Origin of the sequence: Actinopolymorpha pittospori (assembly GCF_014873875.1) — a bacterium.
Taxonomy (GTDB): Bacteria; Actinomycetota; Actinomycetes; order Propionibacteriales; family Actinopolymorphaceae; genus Actinopolymorpha; species Actinopolymorpha pittospori.
Genome location: NZ_JADBEM010000001.1, coordinates 614452 through 633098, shown reverse-complemented (window position 1 = coordinate 633098; position 18647 = coordinate 614452). Strand labels below are relative to the sequence as shown.

Below are 18647 nucleotides of genomic sequence, written 5' to 3'. Positions count from 1 at the left end.
CAGCTACGGCCAGCGACCGAGCCGCCCAAAATAGAGGAAGCCCTGACCAGCAGGTCAGGGCTTCCTCGGCGTAGTAGCGGGGGCAGGATTTGAACCTGCGACCTCTGGGTTATGAGCCCAGCGAGCTACCGAGCTGCTCCACCCCGCGGCGACTTGGTAAAGAGTACGGGTCTAGTCCTCGAACAGCGGCAGGAGGGGTCCGCCGGACAGGTGGGCTGTGTCATCGGGGCTCCAGCCACGACTTCCGGCCCACACAGGTGAACGCGCGACCGACGTGTTCAGCCGACTCTTCTCCGAGCGGATCGTCTTCCTCGGCGGCGAGGTCGACGACGATGTGGCCAACGTCGTGATGGCTCAGTTCATCCATCTCGAGGCCGCCAGCACGAGCCAGGAGATCTCGCTCGAGATGGTCCGGCACCGCCTGCCGGTGGTCATGGTCGTCGCTCGCCACTCTGCCGGCCACGCAGGCAGCGGTCGAGCGGTGGTCGCGGCTCCCGCAGGGCGACACGGCGCTCGCCGACCACTTGGCGACGACGTACGAGGAGGTGTCGACGGCGATCACGGCGCTGCGGCAGGAGGCTGAGACGGTCCTCGCCGGTCAGCAGGACGCCTGGGCGCCGCTGGCCATCCGGCTGGCGCTGTGGGTGGGGCAGGAGCGTGAGGTACGCCGGAACGAGCCGCCCCTGAAGGTCGCCTCAGCGTGAGGAGCCGGCCATTCTGATCGGTGACACCTACCGGGCGGCGATCGAAACGAAGGGCCAGTGTCGAGGCGTCGTGACCCAGGCCAACGAAACACGAGTAAAACTCCAGACCCCGCGATGAACGTGTTGTCACCAAGCTGTCCGCGACAGTGATCGCTGCACCTTCGCTAGCATCGCCGGAGCGCTACTCGCGTTCGGCGACAGGCTGCGGGGCGACTGAGAAGAGCCCTCACCCCTCACGGCGTGGGGGCCTCTTTTCTGTGCCCTCGCTCCGACACGTAGGTGCCACGGTGCGGCACCGTGAACAGGATGCCGTCCTCGATCAGTAGGCCTATGGCGCGGCGCACCGTGCCACGGGCCACGTCGTAGGTGCCGGCGAGCTGCAGCTCCGACGGCAGTGGCTTGTTCGGCAGCCAGTCACCGCGCTGGACGCGGGCACGCAGGATCTCCGCCAGCTGCCTGTACGGCGGCAGCGGCGCGTCGTGCACGACCTTGTCGTCCGGCCCCATGCCAAGACGGTAGGACTACCAACTAAGTCCATGTGGGTTCAGCAAGAACCAGACAAGTACATGGACTTGCTTGTACATAGGCGCTACCCTGAGAAGCCCAGCGGGGCGGCTGGCTCGTCTTCCGTGAGGTCGCCTTGCTGGGACCCAAGCTGGGCCGGCGTGCTGGAAGCGTGACGTCGACCCCTTACGTCTCGATTGGGAGGGACATGTCAGACCGCGATGAGGCGCTCAAGGCCGCACGGAACACCATCGAGGCCACCGTCCAGGTGGCGGAGATCAAGTTGCCCGAGCAGGACCAGGAGCGGGCGGCGCAGCTTCTGGTGGATCTGTGGGCGGCACTTCACATGCACGGCATCTACGACGACTCGCTGCGTGATGTCGTAAATGTCTCGAAGCTCGCGATCTATGCAATCCTGGCCGCCCGTCGGACCGAGGCCACCTTGGCTGCGATCGTTGACGGCCCCTACAACCCGCCCATGACGAGGACCACACGACACCTGCGGATCCCCGAAGGTGCAACCAGGTAAGGAAGGTAAGCAGCATGAACCCTGGCAACGGCTCGCACAGCGGCGACGACAACAAGTTCGAGATCGGCTACGGAGTCGGCGATGCCTACCAGTCCTCGTCCGCGTTGAAGGGCATCGACGCCCTGAGCCCCGTCGACAAGTACTGACCCAACAGCGATGCAGGCCCCCGGTGACACCCGGGGGCCTGCACATGTCCAACGGCCACAACCATCCTGGCGGGGGAGTCACATCGGAAGTGGATTCCACTCAGCAGGTGAGTGACGATGGTCGTCGGTGGAGACACGCTCCTCTTGTCACCGATCTGAGCGCTTCGCTGGCCTCACTGCCTGGCGACGGTGAGGTGGAAGGTGCCGCCGGCGGCGTCCACATCCGTCGGGTCGAGTTGAACGGCGTCCGCGTCTCGTACCGCTCGGACCACAGCGTCGACGGCTCGACCCACCAGCATTGGCGCCTCGGTGTGCACGTAGTGCCGGGCGTGGTGGGCGAGGAGAAGCGGCGCCCGCAGGCTGGCGGCGAGGCCGCGTTGCCACCGCTGCCAGCGCTCGTCTACCTGCGCCATGGTGTACGGCGCGTACTTCTCGGGCGACTGCGCGGTCGCCCAACGACCCACCGAACTGGCCACGACGACGGCCGGAACCTGCGGCGTGGAGACGCGCTGGAACTCCTCGAGACCGAGGCGCCAGTCGAAGGTCATCCCGAGGTCGTTGTCGGTGACCGTGGGCCCGAAACCGGACACGTCGACGTAGAGCTGCGGCTCGGTGGCATCGACGTACACGAGGCCGGCCACGTCCGCCGGTGTCTGAGCGGCGTACACGTGAATGATCAGACCGCCGATGGAATGCCCGACGAACACGCGAGGAGCCGGTACGCCGGCCAAGTCGAGGAGGGTGTGGAGCTGGTGGGCGGCGTCGCCGTACGACCGCGAAACGCGCGCCTCGCCCTGCGGCAGCGGATCGCTGTCACCCAGGTCCGGCCGATCGTAGGCCACCGTCATCGTCTGCGCGGTGAGCGTCGACAGGAGCGCGTCCCACACGTGGCGGTCGTCGTTCAGGCCGGTCACGAACACGACCGGTGGGTGGCCCTCGCCGGTGATCTCGACGGCCAGCTTCAACCCGTCCACGTCCACGTGAAGCGTCAACGGCTAGCCTCCTCGCGTTCTGATCTGCAGCTGGGACCCGAGGCGCAACTGCGACTCGTATCGAGGGCGGCTGCTCGTGATCGCCTCACCGGCCCTGCCAGCCATCGCGTAGCTGGCTGGGCTTTGACGTCACCGGTGCGACGGCCGCTCCATGGTGTCCCAGAGCGCCCGGGGTGCACTTTCCGAGTCCTCCACCCCACGTCCCGCAGGTGTGGCCGGCGGAGGAGAGGGTGGCTCGCCCCGGACGTGACATAGAGCATGCCGCCTCTGGAGATGTGCGCGTCGCTGTTGTCCACATGCTCTCGACATTCATGGACGCGTGCCTTGGTATGCGTTGCATCGACGGCGCTGCTGGCGTGCGGCGTGGCACTTGCCGACGGGAATGCGGGTTCGCAAGAGTAGGTCTGTTCGTCCTGGTGCACGAGGGGAGTCGAATGCATGTCAGCTGAGAACCTGGAGGTCAAGGTTCGTTGGCGCGAGACCGGACAGAGGAAGGAGCCGGTGAGGATTCACGCGGATCCTGAGGACCTACCAGGGCTGACGCGGCACCTCGAGACTATCGCTCGCGCCTGGGGAAACCATGATGCGAGCACGCGGTGGCTGGGGGAGTACGAGATGGAAGTTCGGTCGCTTGACCGGCCTTGGATCGATGCGTTCACCGTGTCCGGAGTCTCGGAGGACGCCTAGCGGGGGGCGTGGCGTTTGAACCTCTGCCTCCCGCCCGAGTGCCCCCGCCGGCGGCCCCGTGCCCTCTGGCCATGACGCATGTGCGGCATCATCGGGAGGATGAGGCTGCTCGTACTCGGCGGAACGATGTTCCTGGGCCGGGAGGTCGTGGTCCAGGCGCTGGAGAGCGGCTGGGAGGTTACTACGTTCAACCGCGGCCGTTCCGGTGAGGACGTTTCCGGCGTCGAGGCGATTCGTGGGGATCGCCTTGTGGACGCCGACCTAGCGCGCCTCGCTGAGCATGGTCCATGGGAGGCCGTGGTCGATGCCTCGGGATATATCCCGCGCAACACGTTGAGTGTCGCTCGTGTCCTGGAGCCGCTGACATCGCGCTACGTGTTCGTCTCGACGGTGAGTGTGTACGCCGGGTGGCCAGTAGAGCCCTTGTCGGAGGACTCGCCGGTCTTGCAGGCGCCCGTCGACGCCGGACCTGACTTCGGTGAGGACGTCGAGGACGGCCCGACCCGATACGGCTACCAGAAGGCCGGCTCGGAGGCGGCAGTCCGCGAGGTCTTCGGGGGTGACCGTACGACGGTCCTGCGACCCGGTGTAGTGCTCGGCCCGGGCGAGTATGTCGGCCGATTGCCGTGGTGGCTCAGGCGGGTGGCCGCCGGTGGCCGGATCATTGCGCCAGCTCCACCAGACCGGACGATCCAGCCCGTCGACGTGCGTGACCTTGGCGCCTTCGCACTCTCCTGTATCGGAAGTGGCACAAGCGGGGTCTTCAACGTCACCGCGCCGACCAGCCGCGGGACGTTCGGCGCCCTCCTTTCCGCCTGCGCCGAGGTGACCGGTGGTCAGCCCGAGTTCGTATGGGTGCCGGACGGACGGCTGCTGGAGTTCGGCGTACGGCAGTGGTCGGAACTTCCTTTGTGGAGGACATTCGAGGGAGTCTGGCGAGTCGACTCGTCCCGCGCTCATGGCGCGGGACTGACCTGTCGTCCACTGGCTGAGACTGTGCGAGACACGTGGCATTGGCTCGTCCAGACCGGACGGGCGCAGACCCATGAGCGAGCAACGGAGATCGGCTTCACGCCAGAGCGGGAACAGCAGCTCCTCGCGTTGATCACTTGTCCCTGAGTCCCCGCGGGGCATCTCAACGAACGGGGCCGGAACGAAGAGACACTTTACATGCGCGACGAGAAATGCTTCCAGGACGAGGTGGCGCACGGTCAGTGACTGGTGTCCATAGCTGGGCCCGGTTTGGTGTGGTGCATTCGTCTGCGACCTGACCGCCGGCGGGCTGGTGTTCTAATTGCGAGACATTGAGTTGACGGCCCCCTAGACGGCCTTCAGGACTTATACACCGAGGCTCCAATCCGGCGGCCGGACAACGGCCACAGGACTCCGCCGGAGGCGTTGTCCGGCATGGCGCTACCCTCCCGATCACTAGTACTACAGCAGTAGATCGTGATCCTGATTTCGTCGGCTGTAGTGGCAGAGTTTGGCTCGGTGTTGGTGGCGTCGGCGGTATCGGCTCCATCGTTCAGTGTGGCTGCGGTGGTGGCCGGGTGAGGTGCAGGCGGCACGTTTGCGTCGGATTTCGTTGCAGGTAAGGGGGGATCATGTCTTTCTCGTTGGTGGGTTCGGTCGAGTCTGGCCGATGGTTCGCGGCGGTCACGGCGAGGAAGGCGTGAGCGAGCATGGCCAGCGTGGTCCATCGGTGCCACGAGGTCCAGGTGCGGACCTGGTGTTCGTCCAAACCGGCGCATCCTTTGCCTGCTTGAAAGTTTTCCTCGACTTTCCAGCGGGTGCCGGCTACCCGGACGAGAGTCTGTAGTGGCACGCTGGTGGTGGCGTGGCAGCGAAAGTACGCCAGTTCACCAGTGCACGGGTTTCGTCTGATCAACAGCCAGCGGTGCTGCTGGTCGGCGGTGTCGGTGATGGTGGTGATGGCCCAGTCATAGAGTCGCTCGCCTTTGCTTCCTGAACCTGCCGAGAGGATCTGCCAGCCTTCCGCGGGGATCTGGCTGACCAGCCGATCGGCGCGCAGCGCCCCTGCTGAGGTGGGGATTTGGGTGTTGCAGGAGACGGCCATCACGTAGTTGAGCCCGCGGCCTTCCAGCGCGTGCCGCAGGGCGGTGTTGTCACCGTAGGCTTCGTCGGCGGCGATCCACCCCACACCGACGCCGGCGGTCAGGGCACGGTCTGCCATCCGTAGCGCCAGCTCGGGTTTGGTCGCGAACTCCACGTCGTCGGGCACGCCCGCGATGGTGAGCCGGTCAGGGTTGTCGGTCCAGGATTTCGGTAGGTACAACTCGACATCGATGAACGCGTGCCCGCGCGGGGTGGCCAGGGTCGCGAACACCGCCAGCTGGCAGTTCTCGATGCGGCCACAGGTGCCGGAGTACTGGCGTTGCGTCCCGACGGTGTGGCTGCCCTTCTTCTGATCGCCGGTTTCGTCGAACACCAGTGTGACCAGATCCGGGTCCACTCCCGCGGTCAGGTTCTCCGCCACGTACGCGCCGATCTCCCTTCGCACGGCCGCATCGTCCCATTTCGCCCGGCTCAGCAGGTGCTGGATCCGGTCCGGGGTGCGGTGCCCGGCGTGTTCGCCCAGGGTCCAACCGTTCTTGCGCGGCAGGTCGGCGAGCAGGCCGTTCACCACATCACGTGCGGTCCGGCGTGTCTGCGGCCGCGCGAACCAGCGACCAACCCGAACCATCAGCGTGTCCAGCTCGGACTCCCAGCCATCGACCTCTAGCCTGAGCGCAGCGGCCATCGCGGCGTCTTCATCTGTTGTCTTCACAAACACAGACGATGTCGCGGTGGCCGCGCACGGTCACGCACCGACACGCCCACAGCCAGAACCCTTACCCACAAGGCCAATCAGGCAAGGTAACGATCTACTGCTGTAGTACTAGGAGGGGGTGCGCATGGTGCGCAAGATGGGTGTGACCGCACTCGTCGTCTGGTCAATCTTGACGACTGGTGTAGCGGTATGGGCTGTGCACACGCTCGGTGCACGTACGGATGAGATGCGTCGAGTGAGCGCAGTCCCAGGACCGCGCGGACCTCAGGGGTCCGCAGGTCCAGCAGGTCCAGCAGGTCCACCGGGACCCGCAGGTGCAAAGGGTCTCAAAGGTGATCAAGGAAGCCTGGGTCCATCCGGCCCGCAAGGGGACTCGGCGGCGCTGCCCGCCAACGCGATCATCCTCGTTACCTCGCAGAGCGGCCTCAAGAACTGGGGCTGTCCCGATGGCAGCAGCTTCATAGGCTTCTCAAGCCTGCCGATGGCATCAGGCTTCGGAGAGGCCGTTAACGTCTGCCGCATTGGCGTTCCATAGAAGTAACAGGCGCACCGCTACACAGTAAGACCAGAGCAGGCGCCGTCTCCAGCTAATACGCAGGCCCTCATCGCGTAGGCGGTGGGGGCCTTTGCTTTGCCACTTCCCCGAGGCCCTGGACAGGCTCCAGGGCCTTTCGCGTACCCGGGAGGACGTAATACGGATACGGCGGAGGGCGCAATTGACGCCGTAGGGGTCCCGCAGGGCACCGCTGCGTGTCCGCGGCCGAGACCCCGACCGCTGAGGGCAGGGCCCCGACGTGCGAAACGACTTCGACCCCAAGTGAACGGCGCGGCTCGTCAGTAACTTGCGCGGCGGCAACGCGAAGCTGAAGGAGGCCCTCGCGGACCTTCAGAAGCGGCTCGGCGAGAAGGAATGCGCACTGTGTATGCAGGTTTGAAGTGCGGTCGCCGCCAGACGGTGTACCGGCCAGCAGCGGGCCGACTGCGGGCCGATCCCGTCTCAGGCGCCCGAGGCATCGGTAGAGGCGCGCAGTTGGCGCCAGGGTCATGATGCCCGCGCTGTAACCCAGTTACCGCTTGTCAGTCCTACCCGGCTGGCTTGGTGGCGGGGTCGTGTAGCCAGTCGGCGACTGTGCTGTTGACTTCCGCTGCTCGGCCACTGCGGCGCCACCGTGGCTGCGTGAGGAGTCGTCGTACGGTGCCCATCCGTCCGGAGAGAGATACGCGGGAGTCGGGCGGCAGGGCGAGGATCGGGACGAGGTGTTCCTCTGCGCCCGGTAGATCGCCTTGCAGCAGCCTGGCTGCGGCCAGGTCGATCCGAGTGCCGAGGACTGGGGATGCTGTTGGCCTGTTCGGCGACTCAAGTTCGTAGCGGCGGAGCGCTTGCTGTGCGTACTGCTCGACGCGCCGACCGTCTCTGAGTCCCGACCAGACAGCCGTTCCACAGGCGGCCGCTCGCGCGTCGCTGAATGCAAACTCGCCGCCGATCCCATCGTGCAGGGGGTCGGGGGAGCCTTCGGCATCCTCGCGATCGCGCTGTGCGGCTTGGAGCATCTGGGCTGCCCCCTGTGGGTTGCCGGCGACCGCGTGGGCCCGCGCGGCGATGTAGCGGAGTCGGAAGCGCGAGGCACCTGAGGGAGCCCGAGCTAGTCCGCGTTCGATGTGCGCCAACGCGGCGTCCGGCTTGCCCGCCCAGAATGCGAGCGTCGCCTGAAGGCCTAGCGTCCAGGCCTCGAGGGAAGCGTGCCCGGCGGTTTCGGCGTACATGGTCGATGCGCGTGCGAGTGTCGCCGCGTCATTCCACCGGCCGAGATCGAAGCCGATCGACGCCATCAAGGCTGTGGACTCCCCGATGATGACCTGAAGGTCTGCTAACTCTGACGGTCGACGGGTCCTGTCCAGGAGGGTTGTCGCTTGGTCGCGGATTAGTCGGAACTCCGAGAACTCCTCGAGCAAGGGGCGCTCGGTGTAGTCGCGGGCAAGGGACCAGACGTGCTCGAAGAGGTGACCGAGTACATCGTCGCCCACCTTCGATCCGATCCGCCCGGCGTCCAGGGCGGTCGAGTGAGCGGCGGACGCGAGGAGTTCGTCGATGTCGCCGCTTCGCTGCGGGGGGTGTACGGCGCTACTCGACTCCGGCTGAGCGCTCTCGCTGGAAGCGAGGAGCAAGCCGAACCGCACCTGATCTCTGCGGGTGGCTCGTTCGAGGGCGACGTCCAGGGTTCTCAAGAGTTCGGGGGTCGGAACCATCCTGGGCTGGCTCTCCCACTTGGAGACGGTGCGCGGGACGACACCGAGCTGCGCGGCGAAGGCGTCGATCGGAAGCCGAAGTGCAAGTCGCAGGGCCTTCGCTCGCCGACCATCCCACGTCTCCACGACGTCGACGGCGGTTTCTCTCTCAGAGATGAGCACCATGCTCCCTTCCCGGACGCGCCCGTGACCACGGTAGCGATCGTTGGCGGCGCGCCCTGTCACTGTGCCGACAAGGTCGCCCCATGCTTTGCCGTTCTTTGAACGCTGCGGAAGAGGATTGTCAGGCGGGTGCAGGGTGAGTGCAGTGCGCGTTCATGGTCTGTCGCTCCCGGGTGCCGTGGACTGAGTTCCATGGACCGAGGCCCAAGCAACTGGCCGGAGGACAGGGAGCCTGATGCCGCAGTCGAGGCGGTGCGGGAGCGCCTGGACGTCGTCGCCGCGCGGTTGGACCGTCTCACGCGTCGCGTCAGCGCTTTGGCGTGCGGGTCTTCTTCAGGTCCTTCTCGACCGCGGCGACCTGCTCCTCGAGCTGCTCGATCCGGTCAAGAATCTCGTCGAGGCGCCGCATGATCGTGGGGACCTCCGCGTCGCCCGCAGATGCGGTGTCGGCTTGGCGACGGCGTACGAAGGTTCCACGTCCCTGCCAAGTGACGATGAGGCCTTCTTGCCGAAGTAGGCGCAGTGCTTGCTGGATGGTCCCGCCGGAGACGCCGTACTCCTTGGCGAGCTCCCGTACCGAGCTGAGCTGGTCCCCGACCGCGATGTCCCCCGAGGTGATCTGGGCGCGGATGTTGGCGGCGACCTGCTGGTACGGCTGCTGTGGGTCGTCGAAGTCGAGAGGTCTACCGCTCACCAGGCAAGGCTAGGTCGCAGACGTGCGTACTGGTAGACCTAGCTTCGCTCACTGTATCGACATAATCGATACAGTTGTTACAGTGGACTCAGAGATGAGGTCCCTGAGTCCACTGATGAGAGGAGTGGCTGTGAGATCACTGCGGCGTAGCAGGCATGGGGCGGCAGCGGCTTCGGAGCCGCGACGGCGTTACAGCGTTGCCGAGGTGCCGCGGAGCCTCGGGCCGTCGGAGATGACGTTCTACCGGACGATTCATGCGAGGGAGTGCCCCGCCGTTCGGATTCGTGGCCGGTTGATTGTGCTGGCGAAGGCGCCGGACGACATGGTTGGCGCCGCGCTGAACGCGCAGGCGATCGGCCGTGCGGCTGACCGGATGCCCGGTGGTGGTGTCGCGTGATGTCCCAGACCGGAGGGCGGCCGACAGTCGGGGACCGGCTGGTGGTCGCGGTGGCCGGGGAGTTGCGGCGGTTGGCCGCAGCGCATCACGAGGCGGCGGCCGAGCTTTCGGCGAAGGGCGGGTACTGGCGGGTCGATCCACGCGCGGCCGAGCACTATGCCGCGGCACGCGCCCTGGCTGCCGACGTGGACGCGCTGGAGCAGTCGGTCCGGCCTTGTGCCTCGTCCAGTTCCCCATGGCCGGGCGACGGTGCTGCCCGTGCGAGTGGTGAGCAGGTGTCGGACTGATGGGGACCTTGTACGTCGGCGCGTGCGCCGAGCACGTCGGCGATGGGCACGCGGGTTACGCGGCTCGCCGGTGCTCTGACGGATCGCTGACCGCGACGCGGACGGCCGCCACCGCGGGGTTCACCGCCTACGTCGCGGCATGCGAGTGCGGCTGGCATGGATCGATCGAGCATCCACCGACCGACGACGGGGAGATCGCGGCGGCAGGGGAGTGGAACCGCAGCCACCTGCGGCCACTCATCGAGGCCGCCCGTACCGACTGGCCGCGCTGGGCGGATCGTGTCGCGGATCGAGCACGGGCGGTGGCCGCGCACATCGGCTCCGACCGCGCCGATCTGGCGGCGGAGGTCGCCGGGCGGCTGGAGGTCGAGGTCGCGATGTGGAGGCGAACGGCGCAGGAACTGGCGGAGGGAGGTGTCTGAGTCGTGGGAGTGGTGGCGCTTTACGCCGACGTAGTGCTCGACGAGGACGCGGTCGCTGCGGAACGTCGTGCCCTGATCGCCGAACTGGCGGCCGAGCGGTTCGGCGCGATCCATCTGCATCGTGACGGCCGGCCCTACGCCAAGGAAGTCGAGGCCGCGCGAGCGCTGGAACGAGCCGCGGAACTGGCCCGCGAGGTCGCCGAGTACGAACGCCGCCGCTGCGCACGTCCGACTTCACTGCGAAGGGAGACCAGCTGATGACCACGACCCCGACGGTGACATCGACACCGGTGCGCCAACTCACGCTGCGTGCGTTGGAACAGGCCACCCTGGTCGAAGGGCACTGCCGGCGGCCCGATGCAAACCCAGACGCATGGTTCCCCGAGCGGCAGTCATCGGCGTTCCTGGAGTCCGAAGCCGAGAGGCTGTGCAGGGACTGCCCGGTTCGCGCTGCCTGCCTGGAACTCGCCATCCGTACCGAGGCTCAAGGGCTGGAGCCGTGGGGCATCTGGGGTGGCACTACGCCGACCCGTCGGCGGCTTCTGGTGCAGGCCCGGCTTCGCGAACAGTCGGCCCGTATCTCTGTTGCCCCCTCCCGGCGGTCCGGGACTTCCACCCCGGTCACTTCTTCTCCTGACGTCGAGCCTTCCGGGGCCGGTGAGGCGGCGTGAGCAAGAGACTCAAGCAGGAGCTCGCGGCAACGTCGAAGCTGCCGCAGACCTCGCCGGTCGACCGGCTTGCCGCCGAGGCCGAACACGCGACCCGGCTGCGCCAGTTGCAGGTCCACCCCGACGTGGTGGCGCTGCGGGTGGAGCGTGTTCGTAGGCGGGTGGACAGGTGCATGTGGCTCGGCATCCTGCTTGGGCTCGGCTTCACTGCGGCGAACGTGCAAGCTTTCGCCGCCGGCGACGCGCCGGTCGGGTCGCTTCCGTGGACGGTGGCGTGGCTGCTCGACCCGATGGTGTCAGTGGTTCTGCTCGGTGTGCTGTGGGCCGAGCAGGAGACCGGAAGATACCGAATCGCCTCCGGCCGGGTCGTGCGAATGGTGAAGTGGTTCGCCTTCGGCGCCACATACGTGATGAACACCTGGCAGTCATGGGCGGCGGCCTCCCCGTCGGGAATCGTGCTTCACTCGGTCCCGCCACTTCTTGTCCTGGCGGCCGCCGAGGTCGGCCCCGAGTTGCGCCACCGTCTCACCGCGGCGGTCGACCGCTCCTACCGCCAGGCAGCCGCATCCCTAGCGGTCGCCAACCGTGACATCACGCCGCGGCCTGACGTCGCTACCGCTATCGAACCGGATGACACCGGGACTGGTCCCGCCGAGCCCGCTACCGCCTCGATGGCGGGTGGCGTCACTCCTAGCGCCATCGACACCCCGGCTCGTGGCGCTCACTGGGACGCCACGCCGGTCCCGCTTGTCGCGCTCCAGGGCGGCCGCCACACCGCCAGCGGGATCGCCCATGTAACGCACCCAGAGGGTGGCGCTACCAAGGTCAAGCTTGGTGGGCGCGGCGGCGACAAGCAGTCGATGCGCACCCACTGGGACGCCGAGACGGCGGCTGGCCGGGTCCCGAGTGGCGCGGACTTGAACCGTGCGGCAGGGAAGGACGCTGGCGCCTCACTGGGCCGCAAGTACGCCAGCGAGTGGCGCGCCGAACTCGACGCCGACAACAACAAAGACGCCGAGAACGCCGATAACGCCGCCACAGCCAGCGACACCGATGCCGACGTGGCGACTGGTGGCGATACAGCGACCGCAGCAGAGACCGCCACTGATGCTGCCCGCGGGAGTGGGCGGACCACCACACGAGAAGCGGCGGGGGTGGCGCTGTGACGGTCCATGTGGCGCCCCGCATGGCGCCACAACGGGCCTGGCGAGTTGGCGCCTTTGCCCGTGGTAGCAGGTGGCGCCTGAGCCGCCACCTGCCCGCCACCGAACAAGACGAGCCGACGAATGCACAGGAGTGAGGGACAGATGGCTGGACACCGCCGTACGCGCAACACCGGCCGCCCGCTGCAGCGGCGGACGCGATCCGAGAACCGCCGCAAACGACTGGAGGAGCGACTTGCCGTCGCGCACGAGCCGGTCGAGCGGTTCTGGGCGGCCGCTGAGTACCTGCGCTCGGCGCTGGCGATGGTTCCGCGCGACCTGGCACGGGCCGCGGTCGAGGAGGTGGCGGACGACCTGATCAAGCGAGCCGAGGACCTGCACACCACGAACCTGAGGAGGCTCCGATGAGCGCGCCGATGCCTGACGAAGAGGCGGCCACCACCCGCACGTCAGCCGTCGTAACGGCCAACGACGCGGAACAACGAGTCGCCGCGCCACCACGGGACACGATGCGCAACCGCGACGCCGAGGGTGATGGTTCCACCAGCGGTTCCATCGCAGGCGCGAAGGCCGCAGCGCCAACCCCTCAGCGGGAGGCGCGCGCAGGCGCGCGCGAGGCTAGCAGCGGAGGTTCCGTCGCGCCGGGTCGCACCTGTCGGGCCGCCGCCAAGCGCCTGGCGTCGCTGGCAGGTGGGATGCGTCCGCCGGAGGTGTGGGAGAACCAGCGCCCCAGCCTGCGCGAGATCTGGCACTACGCCGCCTACGGGCAGTGGACTGGCCAGGGCACCGCGGGCCGCATCCTCGGCATCACCTACGCCGTCGTGATCGCGATCCCCTCACTGACACTCGGCTACTACGCCCTCTGGGTACTCGAGCGGCCGGCCCGACTGGTCGCCGCCCTGGTCCTGGCCACCTTGGTGGCGCTGACTCCGCCCGGCCAGTTCAGCCTCGGCCTGCTACTCGATCTCGTCCGTTGGCTCGTCACCTGATCCGCCCACAGACGCCCCGCAGAGAAAGGAATCGACCCATGTTCGCCTGGTCCGCGGCCGCGGTCGGAGCGTTCTTGTTCACCGCTGGTGCCATTTGCCTGCGTAGGAACAAGCTGCCCCGTGCCAGGAACTGGCTGATGCTGCTCGCCGGCACTGGTCTGTCCGGGATCCTCGGCGCCATCATCGGCTGGCTCACCACCACCCTGGGCACGGTTGGCGGCACCGCTACCCAGATCATCTTCGGCGTTGGCCTTCCGGCCGTCATTGGGTTCGCCGTCGCCTGGATCCTCGCGATCGACCTGCACCCCAAGAAGGGCAGGCCGAGCCGAGTCACCCCGTGGCTTGCGTTGATCGCGTTCCCGCTGCTGATCGCCACTTTCGGCGGAGTGATGGCAACCCTCCCGGATCGAGTCAACGACGCAGTCGTTTCCGCCGGGAGTGCCCTGTCCGCCGCTATCGGCGATCTGATCAACAACTTGTGAGGTGACCTGACATGGAAGCCCTGATCTTGGCGCTGGTCATTGCCGGCCTCGTTCAACGGGTGGGTGCGGACTGGTGGGCCGGTGTCACCGGACGGGAGTTCCCCTCGCAGAAGTACCGGTCCCGTCGGCTCGAACTGCGTGCCGCACGTCACGCGATCGCCGGGACAACGCCACACGCTCGGCACCCGGCCCGCCAGTACGCCTCGGACATGTGGGCCTACACCTGGGACGGACTCTCGCAGCGCCACCAGGTCAGGCGCGACGAGCGACAGCAGAGATGGCGGCGCCGGCGGGAGTCGCCGCGGGGTCCGCAGCCCATGCGGGACCACCTGCGCCTCGCATGGCACACCGGCCCCGCACTGCGGTGGGCCAACTCCTGGCAGGCGCTGTCGGACAAGCGGAACAGGAAGCTCGCCGCCTCCGACGAGGTGCCCGACCAGCAGCCAAGTGCCGCGGCGGATTCGCAGCGCCCAGAGCCGCCAGAGCAGGCGGAAACGACCAAGCCGCGGGCCGAACCCGGCCCCGGAGCTACCGACGAGGAGGCAACGGTCATCCCGTTCCAGCCAGCCCCACCGCAAACGAAGGACGGAGACATCGACACCACGAGCCACCCGACGCAGTGCGCCGCGACCGGCAAGCCGGACCGCGACGAACTCGTCGAGCCGGCCCGCGACCGCCCCGGGCAGGAGCACAGCTCCACGGAGAACGAGGGCATACCGGCGCCACGCGTCTCGACGTCGACAACCGCCGAAACCGCAAACGAAAGGAACCAACTCGTGGACACCACGACGAACGTCAACGCAGAGGTCACCGGCCTCCAGTCAGCCCGCCAGTACGTCCGCGCCATGGCCGAAGCCACCCGTCACGGATCGAACTCCATCGAGAGCGCGATGAGTGGTCTCCTCGCCGGCGAGGTCAGCGGTCCCAGCCTTGAGCACCTGACCTCGGCCCAGGAGTCACTGGCGACCGCGGCGAACGCCTTCGAGGAGGCCGCAGGTGTCCTCGACCGTCACCAGCACGTGGCCGAGGCCTACGACGCTAACCCCGATGCCGGCAGCCGGGAGTTCGTGAAGAGCGAGTAGATGCTCGCCTGGCCCGGGGTCGATCGCTCCGGGCCAGGCACGTCCCTGAGGACCGCGAAACGACACGCGCCCCAAGGCAAGGAGGAACGATGCCCAGCACCAGCCGCCGAGGTGGCCGTCGCCGCCGACCGTTCTCACCGCGCACGGCCGGTCACCAGGGCGTGGTCGTGCTCGGTGAGGACGACTGGTGGGACGTGTCCGCGGGCAACCGCAGGCCGCCCCGGCGTCGCCGCGGCGATCTGCCGTCGACCGCCGCGAGGAGAGGGCGTACGGCGGAACACATCATTGCGGAGCAGGAGCGGCGCCGGCGCGGGCGGACCTTCTACCGGCTGCGCTGGCACCTGGTGCCGCACTATGCCGCGGTTGCGTTGCTGGTCCTGGCCGGCCTGGGATGGGTCACGAACTGGGCCACCCACGACGACTATGCGGGCTCCCTCGCTCTCGGTGGCGGAGCGTTGATCGTGACCGGGCTCGCCGCGGTGTGGCTCGTCCGTGGTGGCCGGCTGCGTCGTTGGCGCTGGCACCGCCGCGCCACGCTCGCCGCGGCGTTCGGCGCGGCCTGGCTGACCGTCGCGCTCTGGACCGGCTGGACCTGGGACGCCATGGCTGTGCTGTGCGCCGCGGAACTGACGTTCGGTGCGGGGTACTGGCGCACGATCCGTATCTCCGGTCCGACCAGTAAGCCGCTGCCCGACGCGGGGGAGGAGCCCGAACCCGAGCCGCCCATCTATCGGCGCTGGGCGGACAACGTCGCCTGCGACGGTGGGGTAGCCCCGAAGTCCCGGTTGAGCGGGCGAGAGGTTGACGACATCACCGAGCGATACACGGTCGAGCTGGTACGGGGCAAGCAGTCGATCAGGACCATCGAAGCGAACCTGGACAAGGTCTACTCCGGGCTCGGACACGGCGCGGAAGAGGTCATCGTCGAGCCCCACCCATCACGGGATCCGGCCCGGCTGGCGTTGACGATCGTGCACACCTCCCCGGTGCGAGACACGGTGGTCTTCAACGGGCCTCAGTACTTCCGCCCGGACGACCACAGCTGGATCGAGATCGGGCCTTATGCCGACGGCACCAGCAGGGTCCGGGTCCCCGTCTACGCGCCGAACTCGATCCGCAACCTGACCATCATCGGGGGACAGGGCAGTGGCAAGTCTGCGCTGCTCAATGCCGCGGCGGTCTCGCTGAAGGCATCCGGCCACACCGTCGTCATCTACCTGGACGGGCAGGATGGTGTGTCCAGTCCCCAGCTGCTCCGCTACGCCACCTGGGCGCCAACGGGTGAGGATCGCGAGCTCGTGGTGCTGGAGGCCCTGGAGCGCGTCTATGCGGTACGGGGCAAGCTGATGAAGAAGCTCGGCGTCCCAGGGCTCAATCCTTCGGGCGAGCTGCCCGGGGTGATGGTCGTCGTCGACGAGTGCCACGTGTTCTGGCGCCACACCAGCAAGCACCTCGACAGGTGGGAACGGCTGATTCGAACCGGACGCAAGGTCGGCGTCGGGTTCTGGGCCGCCACCCAGCACCCGGCGGTGGAGTCCTTCGGCAACGACAAGATCCGTTCCTTGCTGCAGCAGTACACGACCCTGGTACTGCGTACGGCCGGCGCGGTCGCCCAGAACATCCTGCGGATCAAGGTCAACCCGGCCGACCTGCCCACCGAACCCGGCTACGGCTACGTCATCGGCGGCACCGAGTCGGTGCGGACCGCGCCCTTCCGCGCCGACTTCCTCGACGACAAGAACGGCGACGCCGACGCCATGTTCGAGGCCTATCCCGGCTGCGACCTCGACAAGTGGTCGACCAAGGCCGCAGGTGATGCCTTCATCCACCGTGCGGAGATCGCCGTTCGCCAGCGCCAGGAGCTCGAGGACGAACTGGCCGAGTGGGAGTCCGACGGCGACGTCGGCGACGACTTGCTCGCCTCCCTCGGATCCATGGCCCAAGAGGACGCAGTTCTGATAGCGGTCCCCGCACTCGGTCCCGTCCCGACCTTCCCGCCACCGCCCACGTTGCGGGTGATCGACGGCGGTCAGGCCGCACAAGAGACGCCTGGTGCCCCGTCCGCACGGGAGGCGGTGTACGCCGCGCTCGCCGGCGGCGCCACCACGCCAACGCAGGTCATGGAAGCCACGGGCTACGGCAAGACGCAGGTTTGGCGCGCCCTGCGCTCCCTCGAAGACGACAGCAAGGTCACGAACCCGGCTCGCGGCACCTACCGCATCGCCGACCAGCCAACCAGGGAGGAGGGCGAGTAACCCACGGGGACCTACGTCCAACTCACCCGATACGCGCCTGGGGGCGTGGCACCTACCGCCAAGCAGACCCGCGGCCCCAGGCCAAACCCCGTAGCAAGGAGGCGTTCACCAGTGAACCCCATTCCGACCTCTCGCCGCGACTCCAGCTCGATCCGAGCCACCCAGAGCGTCGAGGCTCCCGCGCGAACCCAACTATGGGGCCAGGTTTGCCTCGGCGTGGCCGCGATCGCTACGGGGGCCATCTACGCCCTCCTGGTCCCGCAGCTACTCGGCGTCCTGTTGCTCGCTGTCGTCGCCGCGGACATGCGCCGACATGTCGAGCACCGGTTGGCGGGGTGGGAGTGCGTCCGGCTTCAGCAGGAGCTCCAGGTCCGCCGTAACAAGGCCGATGCCTGATGGCTTCCGAACCCCTGACCGTCGAGGATCTTTTCGGCTCGCCCAGCCCTGAGCACCCGTATTACGAGAACGTCGTCGAGGACGTGTACGGCGACGGCATCGAAATGCTGATCGGCCACGTGGACGCGGACGAGATCGACCGGCGGATCCGGATGCAGCCCTGGTGGCGGCCCGGCTTGACCATCGCCGCCGCACCCGAGCATGCCTGGGTCACGTTCGACGTCCACGCACCCAGCTGCGACGCGTCCGACCCAGCCATGCCAGGCACAGACTGCCGGTGTTCCTGGCAGCCCTGGATCATCTACCACTGGCGTGAGGCCCTCCCCGACGCTCCCGGCGCGGTCGCTGTGACGTTCGTGCAGCTCGCCCAGCAGACGGTGGCCGTTTGAATCCCTCCCTGGTGGCCTCCCTCGCTGCGCTGCGAGCAGATTTCAGAATCGGATAGGAGAACCTGAATGCCGTGGTTCAAGGTGTGCGACACCTTCGCCTTCAACGACAAGACCGTGGCCGCGGGAAACGCCGCGATCGGCCTGTGGGTGCGTGCTGGGTCGTGGTGCGCGCAGAACCGCAACGATGGCGTCATTCCCAAGCACATGGTGACCGCGCTCGGAGGCAGTGCCGCGACCGCCCGCAAGCTCGTCAACGTCGGGCTCTGGGAGCCGACCAGTGACGGATACAGATTCGTTGAAGGGGAAGGCGCCCAGGCCACCCGTCAGGAGGTTGAGGATGATCGCGCAGCCGCGCGTGAACGCATGCGCAGACTCCGCGCCAGGAATCGACGTTCGGCCGGTGCCCGCCCTGCGATTCGGGGCGAAGTTCACCCGAACAACGCCATACCAAAGGAGCGATCCGAACCCGTCCACGAAACGGACCTAGATCGAGGCGCCGCCTACGACACGGGCGACGACATCAGCACCCCGATGCCCAAATCGGCATCGGCGCAGGTCAGAGCGTTGCGTTCAGTCAATGTTCGGGCGAACAGTGAACGAACTTCGCAGGCAGTTCGGTCAACCCTTACCAGACCATGTCCTACCTCCTCCCCCTCCCCTC

The 18647-nt window shown here is 67.5% G+C and carries 24 protein-coding genes, 1 tRNA gene and 1 pseudogene; 20 read left to right on the top strand and 6 right to left on the bottom strand.

The annotated features are described in order from the left end of the window. Window positions 1-74 precede the first annotated feature (74 nt). Window positions 75-148: transfer RNA gene (locus tag HEB94_RS02880), tRNA-Met, on the bottom strand. A 69-nt stretch (window positions 149-217) separates the two neighbouring features. Between HEB94_RS02880 and HEB94_RS02875 the strand changes: the two genes are divergently transcribed. Then, window positions 218-583, top strand: coding sequence for an ATP-dependent Clp protease proteolytic subunit (locus HEB94_RS02875; RefSeq protein WP_192748512.1), 366 nt, complete (start codon window positions 218-220; stop codon window positions 581-583). After that, window positions 525-704, top strand: a complete 180-nt coding sequence (locus HEB94_RS02870; protein ID WP_192757181.1) for a hypothetical protein — start codon at window positions 525-527, stop codon at window positions 702-704. Before HEB94_RS02875 ends, HEB94_RS02870 begins: the two co-directional genes overlap by 59 nt. A 233-nt stretch (window positions 705-937) precedes the next feature. Here HEB94_RS02870 and HEB94_RS02865 read toward each other — a convergent pair whose 3' ends face one another. Beyond that, window positions 938-1210, bottom strand: coding sequence for a GntR family transcriptional regulator (locus tag HEB94_RS02865; RefSeq protein ID WP_192748511.1), 273 nt, complete (start codon window positions 1208-1210; stop codon window positions 938-940). A 206-nt stretch (window positions 1211-1416) separates the two neighbouring features. Here HEB94_RS02865 and HEB94_RS02860 point away from each other — a divergent pair, with 206 nt between their 5' ends. Further along, on the top strand, window positions 1417-1737 hold the full coding sequence (locus tag HEB94_RS02860) for a hypothetical protein (protein ID WP_192748510.1): 321 nt from the start codon (window positions 1417-1419) through the stop codon (window positions 1735-1737). A 14-nt stretch (window positions 1738-1751) separates the two neighbouring features. Further along, on the top strand, window positions 1752-1883 hold the full coding sequence (locus tag HEB94_RS52160; RefSeq protein WP_273374799.1) for a hypothetical protein: 132 nt from the start codon (window positions 1752-1754) through the stop codon (window positions 1881-1883). Window positions 1884-2056: 173 nt separating this feature from the next. On the opposite strand, the gene HEB94_RS02855 is transcribed toward HEB94_RS52160, so the two are convergent. Continuing rightward, window positions 2057-2875 (bottom strand): alpha/beta hydrolase, encoded by an 819-nt coding sequence (locus HEB94_RS02855; protein ID WP_192748509.1) that lies wholly within the window; start codon window positions 2873-2875, stop codon window positions 2057-2059. Window positions 2876-3313: 438 nt separating this feature from the next. On the opposite strand from HEB94_RS02855, the gene HEB94_RS02850 reads away from it, so the two are divergent. Then, window positions 3314-3562 (top strand): hypothetical protein, encoded by a 249-nt coding sequence (locus HEB94_RS02850; RefSeq protein ID WP_192748508.1) that lies wholly within the window; start codon window positions 3314-3316, stop codon window positions 3560-3562. Window positions 3563-3661: 99 nt separating this feature from the next. Beyond that, a complete protein-coding gene (locus tag HEB94_RS02845) occupies window positions 3662-4681 on the top strand; it encodes an NAD-dependent epimerase/dehydratase family protein (protein ID WP_192748507.1) in 1020 nt (339 codons plus the stop codon). A 315-nt stretch (window positions 4682-4996) separates the two neighbouring features. On the opposite strand, the pseudogene HEB94_RS02840 reads toward HEB94_RS02845, so the two are convergent. Both HEB94_RS02840 and HEB94_RS02830 read right to left on the bottom strand, forming a co-directional pair. Next, a pseudogene (locus HEB94_RS02840) lies at window positions 4997-6323 on the bottom strand (IS701 family transposase). Window positions 6324-7436: 1113 nt separating this feature from the next. Beyond that, window positions 7437-8306, bottom strand: a complete 870-nt coding sequence (locus HEB94_RS02830; RefSeq protein ID WP_192748505.1) for an NsdA family TPR-like regulatory protein — start codon at window positions 8304-8306, stop codon at window positions 7437-7439. 36 nt (window positions 8307-8342) lie between these two features. Between HEB94_RS02830 and HEB94_RS02825 the strand changes: the two genes are divergently transcribed. Next, entirely contained in the window at window positions 8343-8864 is a 522-nt protein-coding gene (locus tag HEB94_RS02825; protein WP_192748504.1) for a hypothetical protein, read from the top strand. A 205-nt stretch (window positions 8865-9069) separates the two neighbouring features. Here the strand turns inward: HEB94_RS02825 and HEB94_RS02820 are convergent, their stop codons facing one another. Beyond that, window positions 9070-9456: a GntR family transcriptional regulator gene (locus HEB94_RS02820; RefSeq protein ID WP_192748503.1), complete on the bottom strand. Its 387-nt coding sequence runs from the start codon at window positions 9454-9456 to the stop codon at window positions 9070-9072. 205 nt (window positions 9457-9661) lie between these two features. Here HEB94_RS02820 and HEB94_RS02815 point away from each other — a divergent pair, with 205 nt between their 5' ends. The 13 genes from HEB94_RS02815 to HEB94_RS02755 all read left to right on the top strand — a co-directional run bounded on the left by HEB94_RS02815 (window position 9662) and on the right by HEB94_RS02755 (window position 17986). Then, entirely contained in the window at window positions 9662-9853 is a 192-nt protein-coding gene (locus tag HEB94_RS02815) for a hypothetical protein (RefSeq protein WP_202896076.1), read from the top strand. Further along, window positions 9853-10140 carry a hypothetical protein gene (locus HEB94_RS02810; protein WP_192748502.1) on the top strand — a complete coding sequence of 96 codons (288 nt, stop codon included), beginning with the start codon at window positions 9853-9855 and terminating at the stop codon, window positions 10138-10140. The genes HEB94_RS02815 and HEB94_RS02810 overlap by 1 nt, the downstream gene beginning before the upstream one ends. Continuing rightward, window positions 10140-10562: a hypothetical protein gene (locus tag HEB94_RS02805; protein WP_192748501.1), complete on the top strand. Its 423-nt coding sequence runs from the start codon at window positions 10140-10142 to the stop codon at window positions 10560-10562. The genes HEB94_RS02810 and HEB94_RS02805 overlap by 1 nt, the downstream gene beginning before the upstream one ends. A gap of 3 nt (window positions 10563-10565) precedes the next feature. Next, the gene (locus HEB94_RS02800) at window positions 10566-10820 is read left to right on the top strand and encodes a hypothetical protein (RefSeq protein ID WP_192748500.1); all 255 of its coding nucleotides are present in this window, start codon (window positions 10566-10568) and stop codon (window positions 10818-10820) included. After that, window positions 10820-11233 (top strand): WhiB family transcriptional regulator, encoded by a 414-nt coding sequence (locus tag HEB94_RS02795; RefSeq protein ID WP_192748499.1) that lies wholly within the window; start codon window positions 10820-10822, stop codon window positions 11231-11233. Before HEB94_RS02800 ends, HEB94_RS02795 begins: the two co-directional genes overlap by 1 nt. Further along, window positions 11230-12396: a hypothetical protein gene (locus tag HEB94_RS02790; RefSeq protein ID WP_192748498.1), complete on the top strand. Its 1167-nt coding sequence runs from the start codon at window positions 11230-11232 to the stop codon at window positions 12394-12396. Before HEB94_RS02795 ends, HEB94_RS02790 begins: the two co-directional genes overlap by 4 nt. Before the next feature lie 141 nt (window positions 12397-12537). Further along, entirely contained in the window at window positions 12538-12801 is a 264-nt protein-coding gene (locus tag HEB94_RS02785) for a hypothetical protein (protein WP_192748497.1), read from the top strand. Further along, window positions 12798-13382, top strand: coding sequence for a hypothetical protein (locus HEB94_RS02780; protein ID WP_192748496.1), 585 nt, complete (start codon window positions 12798-12800; stop codon window positions 13380-13382). Before HEB94_RS02785 ends, HEB94_RS02780 begins: the two co-directional genes overlap by 4 nt. Before the next feature lie 137 nt (window positions 13383-13519). Next, a complete protein-coding gene (locus HEB94_RS02775; RefSeq protein WP_192748495.1) occupies window positions 13520-13864 on the top strand; it encodes a hypothetical protein in 345 nt (114 codons plus the stop codon). A gap of 11 nt (window positions 13865-13875) precedes the next feature. Then, complete coding sequence (locus tag HEB94_RS02770) at window positions 13876-14946, top strand: hypothetical protein (RefSeq protein WP_192748494.1); 1071 nt, start codon at window positions 13876-13878, stop codon at window positions 14944-14946. Window positions 14947-15035: 89 nt separating this feature from the next. After that, window positions 15036-17201 (top strand): FtsK/SpoIIIE domain-containing protein, encoded by a 2166-nt coding sequence (locus HEB94_RS02765; protein ID WP_192748493.1) that lies wholly within the window; start codon window positions 15036-15038, stop codon window positions 17199-17201. Between the two features lie 216 nt (window positions 17202-17417). After that, window positions 17418-17597 carry a hypothetical protein gene (locus HEB94_RS02760; protein ID WP_192748492.1) on the top strand — a complete coding sequence of 60 codons (180 nt, stop codon included), beginning with the start codon at window positions 17418-17420 and terminating at the stop codon, window positions 17595-17597. Further along, window positions 17597-17986, top strand: a complete 390-nt coding sequence (locus HEB94_RS02755; protein WP_192748491.1) for a hypothetical protein — start codon at window positions 17597-17599, stop codon at window positions 17984-17986. The genes HEB94_RS02760 and HEB94_RS02755 overlap by 1 nt, the downstream gene beginning before the upstream one ends. The last annotated feature ends 661 nt before the right edge of the window (window positions 17987-18647 follow it).

What these genes read in the sequence shown, in the direction of transcription:
- HEB94_RS02805 (WP_192748501.1), top strand. Translation starts at nt 10,140, where the DNA reads ATGGGGACCTTGTACGTCGGCGCGTGCGCCGAGCACGTCGGCGATGGG.
- HEB94_RS02810 (WP_192748502.1), top strand. Translation starts at nt 9,853, where the DNA reads ATGTCCCAGACCGGAGGGCGGCCGACAGTCGGGGACCGGCTGGTGGTC.
- HEB94_RS02780 (WP_192748496.1), top strand. Translation starts at nt 12,798, where the DNA reads ATGAGCGCGCCGATGCCTGACGAAGAGGCGGCCACCACCCGCACGTCA.
- HEB94_RS02795 (WP_192748499.1), top strand. Translation starts at nt 10,820, where the DNA reads ATGACCACGACCCCGACGGTGACATCGACACCGGTGCGCCAACTCACG.
- HEB94_RS02850 (WP_192748508.1), top strand. Translation starts at nt 3,314, where the DNA reads ATGTCAGCTGAGAACCTGGAGGTCAAGGTTCGTTGGCGCGAGACCGGA.
- HEB94_RS02865 (WP_192748511.1), bottom strand. Translation starts at nt 1,210, where the DNA reads ATGGGGCCGGACGACAAGGTCGTGCACGACGCGCCGCTGCCGCCGTAC.
- HEB94_RS52160 (WP_273374799.1), top strand. Translation starts at nt 1,752, where the DNA reads ATGAACCCTGGCAACGGCTCGCACAGCGGCGACGACAACAAGTTCGAG.
- HEB94_RS02785 (WP_192748497.1), top strand. Translation starts at nt 12,538, where the DNA reads ATGGCTGGACACCGCCGTACGCGCAACACCGGCCGCCCGCTGCAGCGG.
- HEB94_RS02845 (WP_192748507.1), top strand. Translation starts at nt 3,662, where the DNA reads ATGAGGCTGCTCGTACTCGGCGGAACGATGTTCCTGGGCCGGGAGGTC.
- HEB94_RS02860 (WP_192748510.1), top strand. Translation starts at nt 1,417, where the DNA reads ATGTCAGACCGCGATGAGGCGCTCAAGGCCGCACGGAACACCATCGAG.
- HEB94_RS02770 (WP_192748494.1), top strand. Translation starts at nt 13,876, where the DNA reads ATGGAAGCCCTGATCTTGGCGCTGGTCATTGCCGGCCTCGTTCAACGG.
- HEB94_RS02755 (WP_192748491.1), top strand. Translation starts at nt 17,597, where the DNA reads ATGGCTTCCGAACCCCTGACCGTCGAGGATCTTTTCGGCTCGCCCAGC.
- HEB94_RS02775 (WP_192748495.1), top strand. Translation starts at nt 13,520, where the DNA reads ATGCTGCTCGCCGGCACTGGTCTGTCCGGGATCCTCGGCGCCATCATC.
- HEB94_RS02765 (WP_192748493.1), top strand. Translation starts at nt 15,036, where the DNA reads ATGCCCAGCACCAGCCGCCGAGGTGGCCGTCGCCGCCGACCGTTCTCA.